7 protein-coding genes are annotated in these 12,962 nt (G+C 44.6%); 6 read left to right on the plus strand and 1 reads right to left on the minus strand.

All coding sequences use genetic code 11. From position 1 onward, the window contains the following. The first annotated feature begins 3 nt into the window (after positions 1–3). Genes WHS63_RS07230 through WHS63_RS07250 form a run of 5 tightly spaced genes read left to right on the plus strand, consistent with a single transcriptional unit; the run spans position 4 to position 10,107 of the window. A complete protein-coding gene (locus WHS63_RS07230) occupies positions 4–174 on the plus strand; it encodes a hypothetical protein (RefSeq protein WP_369491083.1) in 171 nt (56 codons plus the stop codon). Further along, on the plus strand, positions 171–3,833 hold the full coding sequence (locus tag WHS63_RS07235) for a tape measure protein (protein ID WP_445204517.1): 3,663 nt from the start codon (positions 171–173) through the stop codon (positions 3,831–3,833). The genes WHS63_RS07230 and WHS63_RS07235 overlap by 4 nt, the downstream gene beginning before the upstream one ends. Continuing rightward, positions 3,830–4,498, plus strand: a complete 669-nt coding sequence (locus tag WHS63_RS07240; RefSeq protein WP_369491081.1) for a phage tail domain-containing protein — start codon at positions 3,830–3,832, stop codon at positions 4,496–4,498. Before WHS63_RS07235 ends, WHS63_RS07240 begins: the two co-directional genes overlap by 4 nt. Continuing rightward, a complete protein-coding gene (locus WHS63_RS07245; protein WP_445204518.1) occupies positions 4,483–9,720 on the plus strand; it encodes a LamG-like jellyroll fold domain-containing protein in 5,238 nt (1,745 codons plus the stop codon). The genes WHS63_RS07240 and WHS63_RS07245 overlap by 16 nt, the downstream gene beginning before the upstream one ends. A 12-nt stretch (positions 9,721–9,732) precedes the next feature. Further along, positions 9,733–10,107 (plus strand): hypothetical protein, encoded by a 375-nt coding sequence (locus tag WHS63_RS07250; protein ID WP_445204519.1) that lies wholly within the window; start codon positions 9,733–9,735, stop codon positions 10,105–10,107. A gap of 396 nt (positions 10,108–10,503) precedes the next feature. Here WHS63_RS07250 and WHS63_RS07255 read toward each other — a convergent pair whose 3' ends face one another. Continuing rightward, on the minus strand, positions 10,504–11,349 hold the full coding sequence (locus WHS63_RS07255; protein WP_445204520.1) for a hypothetical protein: 846 nt from the start codon (positions 11,347–11,349) through the stop codon (positions 10,504–10,506). 39 nt (positions 11,350–11,388) lie between these two features. Between WHS63_RS07255 and WHS63_RS07260 the strand changes: the two genes are divergently transcribed. Beyond that, positions 11,389–12,561 carry a glycosyltransferase family 4 protein gene (locus WHS63_RS07260; protein ID WP_445204521.1) on the plus strand — a complete coding sequence of 391 codons (1,173 nt, stop codon included), beginning with the start codon at positions 11,389–11,391 and terminating at the stop codon, positions 12,559–12,561. The last annotated feature ends 401 nt before the right edge of the window (positions 12,562–12,962 follow it).

The raw sequence follows: 12,962 nt of genomic DNA on the forward strand, positions 1-12,962 counted from the left end.
GGGGTGATATGGAGCATTGCCACCCAAACGGGTTGGAGCTTTGATCATATACTTTGGGGTATCAGCTGGGCAACCCTACAGCTGATGATGGCCGATGCCCCTAGATACATCACAAAGAGGAAGAATAAGGATCTGGTTACCCTTGACGACGCCAGAAAATTTCTAAAGCTATGAGCGATAAATTGGGCCCCGTTGATATTGAATTCGTGCTTAAGGGGGTAAACATCAGCCACGAAACGCAGCGCATAAAAGCTGAGATTAAAGGTATTGCTACCCAAGCGCAATCATCTGTTGATGAAACCAACCGTGCGCTACGCTCCCTGGCAGGTGCAATTGGGACCTACTTTTCAATTACCGCACTTAAGAGCCTCACGAGCGATATAGTTAGGGTGCGTGGAGAGTTCCAGCAGTTGGGCATCGCACTGGAGACCATGCTCGGCAGCAAGGAAAAGGCCACCAAGCTGCAGGAGCAAATAATTGCCGTTGCAGCCAGAACCCCCTTCTCGCTCCAGGAGGTGAGCCAGGGGGTTAAGCAGCTACTCGCCTACCAGGAGAGCCAGGATACCGTTATCGATACCATGAAGCGCCTGGGCGATGTTGCATCGGGTGTTGGTGTACCCATTGGCAGGCTGATCATGGCGTACGGTCAAGTTAAGGCAAAGGGGCGCCTTATGGGAGACGACCTGAAGCAGTTTACCGAAGCGGGAATTCCATTGATAGCCGAGCTTGCCAAGCAGTTTGGCGTTGCCGAGAACAGGATATCCGAGATGGTATCATCCGGTAAGGTAGGGTTTAACGACGTACGACAAGTAATTGAGCGGCTCACCAATGAAGGCGGCATGTTCTATAATCTCATGGAGAAGCAGAGTAAGTCGCTCACCGGTATGGTTAGCAACCTGGGCGATGCCTGGGATAGGATGCTTAACGATATAGGCCAGAGCAACGAGGGCCTGTTGGCCGGTGGTATTAGCGCAATTACCCACCTGATAGAGAACTACCAAAGGGTTATCGATGCGCTAAAGGTATTAGCCATCAGCTATGGCACTTACCGCGCTGCGTTGGCAGCCACTGCGATAGCCAAAAATGGATTAACCATAGCCGAATCGCTGCACTACACCTGGTTGGTTACAGTTGAGAAGGCTCAGCGCATACTTAACGCCACCATACTCAAAAATCCCTATGCATGGGCTGCCGCTGGTATTGCTGCCATTGTTTCGGGGCTTGCGCTGATGAGTACCCGAGCCAATGAGGCAAAAATTGAGCAAGAGGCCCTCTCCCGTATAAACGATGAAGTAACAAAAGGCATTGCCGAGCAGCGTGCCAAAATTGAAATGCTGCGATCAACCGCAGCTAACGAAAAGCTATCAATTCGAGACCGTACCGATGCCATTAAAAAGCTTAAAGAAATAATGCCCGGCTACAATGCCGAGCTGAGCAGAGAGGGTAAACTCATAAACGAGAATACGGCTGCCATTACCAGCTACATAAAGCAGCTCGAGATAAAGATAAAAATGCAGGCTGCTGAAAAGGAGCTCACCGCTCTCTACGAAACCGAGCGCAACCAGTTAAGGGAGCTCGCCGCAGCGGAGCAGGAACTTAACAAGAGGCGAAAGCTCTACGAGGGCCAGAACAGGGCGCTCAGCGAGGGCCTTGTAACGGGCGGTGAGTCCGGATTGGCCGGTAGGGCTGCCATGTACACCGATCTAGAGCAGCTCGAGAACCGGAAAAAGCGTGCCGAGGAATCCCTGAGCGCAACGCGTAAGGCCATTGATGCCATTAATGAGGAGATTGTAAGCTCCCAGGTATCTCTGCTCAAGCTAACCTCCTCATCAGCTGCTGAGGCTGAAGTGGCCATGCGTACCATTAAAAACCTCGAGGATGAGATTGCGGAGCTGGAGCGCCGCTACAAGGAGGCAACCGATATAAACGACCATAAGGAGCTGAACCGCTTACGCCAGCTAATATTGGCTAAGCGGAAAGAGTTGGAAAAGTATAAAATTGACCAGGAAAAGGAGCAGCCCGACAAGCGCCGCGAGTACCTCGACGAGTTGCTTAGCGAAACCCAATCGTACCAGCAGAAGCGCATGGCACTGGAGTTCCAGTACCAGCAAAAATTGGCCATGCTGAAAGGCGATAACAGGACCACAGAGGATAACCTCGATGAGCTGCGCAGGATGCACCAACAAGAACTCGAAGAGCTCGACCGGCACTACGGCAGGTACGTTGAGCGCTACCGTTACCTGTACGATAGCATAACAAGCATGACAATCCAAATGCTCAGGGACCGTATCAACCGAATTAGGGAGACGATACAGGATAGCAACCTATCGGATCAGGTACAGGCTGATGCACTTAGGGCGCTCAGCGATGCCGAGGAAGCACTTATTGCTCGGGCACCATTAATAGCTATTAACCATCTCAATCAGAGGATTGCCCAACTTAAGAATCGTATCAAGCAGGCAAAGGACGAGGCCGAGCGCGTTAAGCTCGAAACCGAGATGCGGGATGCCGAGTACCGCAGGGCTCAGGCACTGGAGAATATGTTTGGTAATGTGGCAGCCCGGTTGGGAGAAGCCAGGGAGATTGCCGGGTACCTAAGCGAAGAGCTGGCCGTTGCGGTCGATCTGGCCTCTAACCTTGCCAGTGCCTTTGCCAGCCTTGCCGCCGGTAACTACGTACAGGGCGGCATACAGCTCGCCACATCGCTATTACAGCTTAATAAGTATATTGAGGATCGGCGCGCCCGAAAGGAGCAGGAGGCAGCCCAAAAAAGGCAGGAAGCCAGCAACCGGATGCTGCGCGAAGCTAACGACCTGCTTACCAAGCAGCTCGAGCTTCTCGATAAAATACGTGGTGTCAATATATATGCTGGTCTTGCACAATCAGAAGAGCAGCTCAAAAATACTTTAACGGAGTACATAAAAGCCACCGAGAAGCTGAAGCTCTACGACAAAAATAACAGCTACTACACCTGGGAGTCGAGCTGGTTTAAAAATGGTCATATATATGCGCTAGAACGGGTAAAAAAATACCGCGAGTACAATTTCAGCTCGTTCTACCAGCTGATGGGGGAAGCGCTGCAGGCACCTGACTACGGTAGTATCAAAAAGGTTTACGACGAGATAGCCAGAATTAGGAAGCTGATTGGCGATGGTATCATTGGGGGCGATACCAAGGCCCTGGAGGAGCAGCTGGCTCAGTACGAGGAGCTGCTCCGACAAGCTGAGGCGCTTGCTGCTAAGCAGGCTGAGATACTCACCGGTAATACCTATGAGGGTGTTGTAGATGCACTCGCTGCGGCATTCGACGATGGCGTGTACAGCGCGGAGGAGTTTGCCAAAACCTTTGAGGACATCATGAAACAGGCAGTGATCAATGCACTAAAGATACAGTACCTTAAAGGACCTCTCGATGCGTGGTATAAGGAGTTTGCAAAGCTATCGGAGGGTGGGCTAACCGCAGATGAGGTAGCAAGGTTGCGCGAGGCCTACTTGACCATTGCCGGCAGCGCCGCAAAGGCATTTGAAGAGCTTAAAAGTATAACAGGCATCAACTTTGGCGAACTGGCCGACGATGCCAACTCGTTAAGCGGGGCCATCAAGGGGATGAGCGAGGAAACGGCATCCATTCTTGCCGGTCAGTTCAACGCCCTACGCATTAACTCTGCAGAGCACCTCAGCGTTGCAAGACAGGCCCTTATTCACCAGGCGCAAACCGCCCAGAACACGCTTAACACGGTACGTATGCTAACAGTCATGCACAATGCAATACAGCAAAAATTCGATGAGGTAAGCAAAAAACTTGATTCAGACACAAGAGGAAAGGGACTATGATACGCTACTACATCGACAGCATCGATCTATCCAGCTTGGGTATCACCGTTAGCCAAGCGAAGGGATTATTCGGTCTACCAAAAGTAAAGAATGCCCTCACCATCAGTTACCCAAACCGTCATGGAATACTGGTTGATCTGGCTAATCCTATATACGATGTCCGCAGCATCGAACTACATTGCCATTTAAGCGCATCAACAAGGATGGAGTTCCTAATCCGGACCAACGAGTTGGTAACAACCCTGTTCGCTAAACCCAACCTCCGCGAGCTCAGGATTGACTACGATAGCCAGAAACCCCTGTTCTACTATGTGTACCCCAACGATGGAATTGCGATTGAGCGGGAATCAAAATGGGATGCATCCAGGCAGCTGGGACAGTTTACTTTAAAACTTCTGGAGCCGGAACCCCTTAAGCGGGTGTTCATATTTGAGGCCGATAATGTTCAAAACTCTCGCCACATACAATTAGCCTTTGATGAGCCCAATCAGCAGTTTACTGTATATTGGGGCGATGGATCCTACGATGTAGTGCGTGCGGGATCGCAAATTGAGCACGAGTATAGCACTGACGGGCGTTACTATATAAGCATTGTAGGTATGGTTAATGATATTGGTAATCTTACTGCATCACAAAACCTTGTAGTGCTATGGAACTTACTATAATTCGTCGCAATCAGAGCCACTACACCGTTACGATTGTAAAGGGTGAGGTCACCCAGAAGCTGCTGTCCCAGGATGTGGCCACCCTTACCGTACATAGCTACACCCCCATCGATTTCATGGTGGGCGATAGGGCAGAGCTGCTGGGATCATGGTACTACATCAATCGCCTGCCAAAGCTCGAAAAGGGGAACGGGTACACCTATGAGGTGGAGCTCGAGGGCGAGATGTACCGCCTTCGCCACGCCCAGTTCCTGCTGTACGATAATACGGGTATGGCTGTGGAAAGCGATTTCAGTTTAATGGGTAACCTCGAGGACATTGCCCGCCTTGCCATATCCAACCTTAATCGCGTGTATGGTTCCGGCGCCTACCTACTTGGCGATTGCCCCCAAACCGATACTCGCAACCATATAATCAACAATGAAAACGTGCTGGCGGTGCTGCAGCGCGTATGTAGCGATTACGGCTACGAGTTTGAGTTAATTAGGGCTGGATCAGTTATTGAACTGAGAATTGGCACAGTCGGTACAATCAAATCCCTCTCGTTACAGTATGGTGCCGGGAAGGGCCTATACAAGCTCGATCGCTTGATGGTCAACGATACGGGTATCGTAACGCGGTTATTCGTCTACGGAGGCAATCGCAACATCCCGTCGGGCTACAGGGACTTTTCCCGGCGGTTAAAGCTACCCAACAACCCAGATTCGTACATTGAGGATGCCGATGCCATAGCCACATACGGCGTAATCGAGGGGACAAAAATTTTTGAGGACATCTACCCGCGCAGAACAGGGGTCATCACTGAGGTGGGTGCACCCAATGCCTTTACGGATAGCACCATGGATTTTGATTTGAACGAAACGGATGCCCAAGGTCAAACCAAATACCTTATTCCCGGAAACCCCGCAAAGGTCAGCTTCATCTCGGGCAACCTTGCCGGGTATGAGTTTGAAATCGCCGCCTACTCCCATGCCTCAAAATCCTTTACCATAAAGTATTACACCGATGAGCGCGGCTATAAATACCCATCAGCCGATGATGCTTTTAAGATCAACGTGGGAGACCAGTACGTGCTGCTCGATATACACATGCCCCAATCCTATATCGATGCCGCTGAGGCTGAGCTGCTCTCCCAGGCAACCTCCCTGTTGGCGGAAAAAAAATCCGCCAAGGTGCGCTACAGCGTCGAGATCGACCCCATATTTGCCAAGCAGGAGTGCATCAACCTGAATGCCGGAGATATTATACGCGTTAGGGACACTGATTTGAACATAGATAGGGACATCAGGGTGGTATCGGTGAAACGAGACCTGTTGGAACCCTACAAAATGAGCCTTGAACTGGGGGATGAAGTAACGGTTAGCTTAGCTACCCAGCTTTTGGATCGCACCAGCGCAATTGAAAAGGTTGTAAAGATTAACCAGCTACACGACCCGGCAAAGTACCGCACCGCATGGCGCAACGCCTTGGAGCTGCAGCAAATGGTATTCGACCAGGATGGTTATTTCGAATCGGGGAATATAAGGCCGCTAAGTATCAATACAGCCATGTTATCAGTGGGCAGCAAGGCTGGACAATTTGTTCTGAATGGCGTAGTATTTCAGCCGGGATATAACGGAGTGGCTAACCGCATAGCAAACACCATGGGAACCCTCTCACATTACGCCATTGAGGATAGCATCCGTACATGGGTGGTGGAGGCATACGACTATGTTGTGCCCGACAACAATGCGCGTTATATATATATTAAATGTGATTTAAATGGCAGTAATGCACAGGTTAAATATCGTACCGATCAGCTTAAGGTGGACGCCGAATCGGGTTATTATTATTTCCTTATAGGTGTGCTCCATAGCGTGCAGGATGGCTACCGTAAAATAAGCCTTACATATGGAGCTACCACAATTAATGGGAAGGAAATAAAGACTGGTCGCATTACGAGCCAGGACGGGCAAACATATTTTGACCTTGATGCCGGTGAAATTAAGGGCAAAATAGTGTTCCGGTCAGGGATGGATGATGCCCAAATTGAACAAGCAATAGTTACAGCTCAGGATACGGCTGATACAGCACAATTAACAGCTAATACAGCACAAACGACAGCTAATAGTGCTCAAACCGCTGCCACCAATGCTCAAAATACAGCGAATACAGCGTTAATCAACGCCAATAATGCATTAACGCAGTTAACTAATATAGCAAGTGATAATATTTTAAGCCCAATCGAAAAGCAAGCCGTAAAACGCGAATGGGACGATATTGTCAATGAGAAGCAGAAGATACTTGACCAAGCGTATCCCTACTACGATGTTAGTACAACTGCATACACCAATGCTTATGACGCGCTTAATACGTACATAACACCATTGCTATCAAACCTAAACACGGATAGTACCATTGATGGGCCTACGTTCAGGTCGAAATTCAATACTTACTACCTTGAACGGCAAAACCTACTTAACGCGATTGCGGAACAAGCCAGAAGGGTCGCTAAGAATGGCGGTAACTTTCTTGATTGGCAACAGCTACAGCTATGCAACTATCCGATTACGTCGGCAGCCTATACTAATTTCGCTACCGGAATATTGGGAGATTTTGCTGAGAATGCCATTGTATTGGCAGAGACTCCATTTGGCACAATGGATAAGGTATGGGAGTGCAATACAGCTGCTGCGGATGCCGGTATGGGTGGTGGAATAAGTACTACAAGGTATGTAAGAGTTGACCCGAACAAATCATATATATTTTATGCATGGGTAAAAATTCTTGACGCAGGCAATGTTACAGTTCATTATGGATTAACACCAACATCGAATAAGGTAATTAACCTTAATACCGGTTCTATGGATAGCAATCCATACTTTATAGGTTCTGCTTATAACTATAAGCTGCCACAAAATAGGTGGTTACTACTTACCGGTATTGTACACAGTAAGGATTACACTGGTTCGGGTATTGGTTTATCAGGTATATATGACCCATTAACCAAAAAAAGATTATCATTCAAGTCGAATTATGCAGAATTTAAATGGTACGATGCGAATGTAAACTCAATATCGGTTAGAGTAATTCGAGCATATAGTTATACTATTAATTCAAAAGTACAAATATATGGAGTCGGTATATATGAGATGAATGGGCAGGAGCCATCGGTGTACTCACTACTTTCCGCTGCAAAGGTTTCAACCATTCCGGTTAAGCCATCAGACGCTAACTTAAAGGCGTTCTACACCTTTGACAAGAGTATGCTGTTTGATGATTCCGGAAATGGGAAAGGACTAACCAAATATGGAACAAGGTCAATAAGTCAGGTGGCATCAGATATAAAGGGTAAATGCTTATTCTTTGATATTAATGACACCAACAATGGTTACCTGTATATAGATGATTCTAACTATTTCAGAATACCTGAGCTAACAATTAGCTTATGGTTTAAGTTTACTGGGTTTGCTTCCGGTCAAACTGCATGTGGGCTATTTTCAATGCCTTATACTCCAAGGGTTGATATCGTATATTCTACGCCAACTAATTATGCGAGAGCAATTGTAACAAGAACATCAGATTCAGCAAGCCTAACTTCATACGCGTATCAAATAGAAATGAATAGGTGGTATCACCTAACATTCGTTCAGAAGACTGGAGCCAATGGGTACTCAAAACTGTATATCAATGGTAATATTGTTGACGTAGTACTTGATGACATAAAGTTTGGAAGCGGAACAAAATTTATAATTGGTACGGATGGTAATAGTGAAACCTCTTACCGATTCAATGGGTATATAGACGAGTTGCGTTTCTACAACAAGGCACTTACCGATGAGGAGATAGCATGGCTATACCTTAACCCAACACAGGGTCTTGATTACGGTTCGTTGAAAACCATTATTGATGGCGGTCTTGTATCATCAGGAACAATACAGGTCGGGCAGGGAAATGATGGTGATTACACCGTAAAAGCTGGAATAACCGGAGAGGGTTCCGCTGATAGTTCGGTTAGGATTTGGGCAGGGAATACGTTTACCGGTCGTTCAGTCGCTCCATTCAGGGTACAGCAGGATGGTACAATGTATGCAAGTAAGGGGTATATTGCAGGTTGGCAGATTGATTCCGAAAGGTTTGTACGGATTGATAGCAATAATGAGTTTATTATTGACCCATTGCAGAAGTTAATAAAATTTATAACATCAGGTGAGGAAAAAATTAATATTGCAAATAGCGTATTGCCAAGTCTTTCATCGTTAATAACCCCACAAAGAGCAACATACGAAATAGGTATAAACCATTCTCCAACATTCACACCAATTGAAGATGAGTGGGAGTCATCAGGTAGTGTTTTTTCTACCAATCAATTTTATATACCTGATGGAGCAAACTGTAATTTTCAAACCAAAATTTATATAGCTTTATACTTTAACTACAATGTAAGTATTTGGTTAACCGATAGTTCTGGAAATAAATTATCGCTTATTAAAACAATAATTGGAAATACAACTTACTCTGAATATAATAGTTATATTAATGCAACTCTGGATGGAATTTCGTTAGGAACATACAAAATATTGTATGAATACTATTTTAGAGGTCGTGATTACGGCGGGGTACTTATAGGTAGTTCAACTATAGGACAAAATACCTTTTCTTATACTCAACAGAAGTTTGGAACATATATCGCAAATAATGGAATAGCAAGTTATTGGAGTGCCAGTAAGTATTTGTATTTGAGCAGTATTGCGTCTTACCTATTAGACCTTATTGGCAATGCAAAATTAATGAGTGCTAACGGGAAGAATGGTATTAAAATTGATGATACAGATGTTCGGTTACTTGGATTATCGCATGATACCAATTACAATCTTATAACCATTTCAAGTGCACATGTTGTTTTAAATTTTTCTGCTAAGACATATTTACTGTCTTTTTCATCATCATCGTATTACGCAGTATTACCAAATATATACTCAATACGGTCAGCATTAGGCCTTAGTAGTTCAGATAAATTCCAAATTTCCATAAGGATTATTTGTAAGACTGGGTCAGTGAACTCGAGAGTTTATGGTCGTAATTCCACAACAGGCCATTCCTCTACTTCTTACCCAGTATTACGTAATAATAATGCTGGTGATGGTGTGTATTTTGGGGTTGGTGCAGGGGACACAATTATGCTTGAACTTGTATTTGATGGTTCAAACTATGATGCTTATATATTAGGATATAGACCTTAAAAACAATTTACCATGGCACTAAAAGACTTAGAAACCGGAAAGTATTACAAGGTAATCTCTGTGGATGTATTCACAGGATATACCATTATTTACGTCTATAGGAATGAGGAAGATAGACGTAATTCGGAAACAGACCCATTTATCAACAAATTGGTAATAAGTGAATCGCTACCAAACATTCGGTACGGCGCGCTAACTGCTGAAGCTATTACGGAGTTAGTTGATGAAAGAATGAAAAGCTATAATCCAATTCCCGAATATCCAACGATGGTAACACCGTATGATATGGTTCCGGAAAATGCAGTATGCCTTGAGACGATTGTAAAGTATATAGCATACAACGAATTGAAGAAACTGAGTACTTACGCAAACATGGAGGATGCATAGCATGAAAATTGATTTTCAGGATTCTATTGTACTGTATAATGTGTTTGATGCCATATCACGTGATAAGCATTTTGAGCTAAGCGCATTGGCAAAGAGGAATAAAGTAGCGATTGATCCATTATTCAATGGTTCTATTAGTGCAATCATCAATGGTAAGTACGATGAGTTGATAAAAGATATACATTTGCTGATCTATTAGGGTGGATAAATTATCTTTTTTGCACAATTTGATTTAAGAAATATGCACATTTTGATTTGGTGAATATAACTGGTAATGCAATTAGCATTATTACAATGAGTTCAAGTATACCCTTATTCATGGCTGTAAGGTTTAATGTTCAACATATGCTATTTTGTGGGCAATATAAAGTAATACTTGAGTTAAGTCAAGGAAAGCTACACGAAAAATTCATCTGTTATTATCTTTTCATGTATTGATTGGCTTAAACGCTGGTTTTGATAATTGATTCGCTCCCCAATACCTAGCAATCTATGTATCCTGAACCGGTTTTTAACCGAAACATTACATAGCAGCAAATCGAGAAGTTTTGCTATAAGCTTTGGTTTAACTATTCCCACCAATGATTTAGTCCTATCATACATGGACAAGGGTTCCCTAAAACCAGCACCATGGTGATAAACCAAATCGGCGTAAATGCCGAACATTAATCCATGGTCAGTTAGCTGCGAGGTGCGCTCAAGTGGTAGCCAGACAATTTTTAGGTCGATTAGAATTTTAAAGAGATTTCCCCCTACATCCGTTCGGTGCATTCCAGCAGTGGTTTCCCACTCGTAACCCTCCTTCCAGTCGCCTTCAATTGATTTCCAGAACCCTACCGTGGTAAAACAGAACGAAGGGTGCGGCTGTAAATCACCAATATTTTCAGTTCGCCTTATGGCGGCAAGCGGGTACTGTTTTAACGTTAAGGTGACGAAACTATCTATAGGTTTAACGGGAAAGGCGTCGCCATCAATAAAAATAAGGACATCGTCATCGTTAGCTTGAAGTGAAATAAACCGGGCAAGAAGATTTAACTTAATGGCATGTTCGGTAATGGGCTCGCAGCAGGCAAAGTAGAATTTATCCTTATGTTTACAGGCATCGCCACTCAGAAACGCAAAAACTCTATATGGCTGGTTTATGTTCCTTTTAAAATATTTGAGCTGAGTGTCGATCCATTTATCAGTTTCCCAGTGGACGGTTGCAATATAAATCATACCTACTGCTTTCTTATATCGCAAAAATAACCAAATTTGCCTTAGGTATCCATAAATGGTAAAATGGCAAATCCCATTCAAAGCCCAGCGGTTTTAATTTTTACTGCCGAAACGTTCCCGGCGATGGCCGGCGATGGTCGTAATGCCCTGCTTGTAGCATCAAAACTCAATGAGAATGGCTACTGTGTAAAGCTAATCTGCCTTAACCCTAATGGAAAACTACCCAAGAATGAAAAATTGAATGGGGTTGAGATATCCCGAATAAATTATTGGTACCGTACAATTATTGGAAGATTTGCCTTAAGGTTAAGCCTTTTCCGATACTTAACCATCAATTGTAATAATAGTTCCAAATGGATGATTTTTGGGGCGATGCCCGGGTATAAACTCATTGCTTTAGTCTCCACCCTAAAAGGGGTTGATTGTGTTTTCCGCTCTACGCTATGGGGTTTTGATGATGCCGAGAGTATTGCCGGAAGCTCACATCGGTTCTACACCCGATATTTATTGGGTAGGCTTTACGGCTACTACGCCCTTAACTCGGCATTTGCAAATTCATGGAAAAGCTTTTTTGGTAACTTTAACATTTTGCAATCGGTTCAGGGTGTTGATTTAAAAAAGTACTACATCGATCATAAAAATGGGATTCGCCATGAACTTCGTGGTAAACTTAAAATTGCCGATGGTAAGTTTGTAATACTAATGGTGGGACATCTGATTGAACGAAAAGGCTTTCCTGAAATTGCAGATTGGCTAAGTAGAATTGATGAGGATTTTCTTCTGTTGCACATTGGCAGCACCGAGGCCCCCGAATGGGATACCATGAGCAGGTATAACGTGGTAATGAAAAATCTAAAAAAATACGTTGAAGAAAAATTAGGCGATAGGGTTAGGTTCCTGGGCCGACAGAACGATACAACCCAATTTTACCTTTCGTCCGATATCCTATTGGTGGCATCGCATGCGGAGGGATTCCCTCCAAACTCGGTTAACGAGGCATTGGCCGCAGGCCTGCCAGTGCTAACCCGACGAATACCAGGCGTTGCCGATGTTATTACGGACGGTGTTAATGGCTTTGTATTTACCGATGAAGCGGAGTTTGCCTGTAAGCTTTCCGTTTTGATTAATAACCCGGTTAGGCGTAATGAACTTGGGCGGAATGCCCGCGTTTTTGCTCAGGATAAACTTGATATCAGTAAAATCGTTCCTACACTACAAAATTTTCTTGGTCTTTAATTTGGATTCAATGTCGTTTAGTTAAGATTATTTGTCATCCTGAGCGTAGCGAAGGATCTCTACCTTTGGTCATAATTGAGATGCTTCGACGGAGCTCAACATGACAATAGTTTTACGAAAAACGAGCAACAGCAAGTATCACAGAGTTACACAATGTAACACGGTGTTTCACAGAGTAAATGACAAGGCATTCAAGAACAACGAAGAACGACCGCCAGCAATGTAAAGACAAATCTACTTAGCCCAGGGTTTTAACCCTGGGTATTGTGGAATTCAAAATATTAAGCGATGCACGCAATACTTTTTCCAAAGAGCAAGGGTGAAGCTTTGCATCGCAACAGAATAGCACCGCAAAGAGCGGTTACCCAAAAATACAATAAGAATTAAAGGGTTAAAGGTAA

The sequence above is a fragment of the Tenuifilum sp. genome (genome assembly GCF_037481895.1).
GTDB classification, from domain to species: Bacteria; Bacteroidota; Bacteroidia; order Bacteroidales; family Tenuifilaceae; genus Tenuifilum; species Tenuifilum osseticum.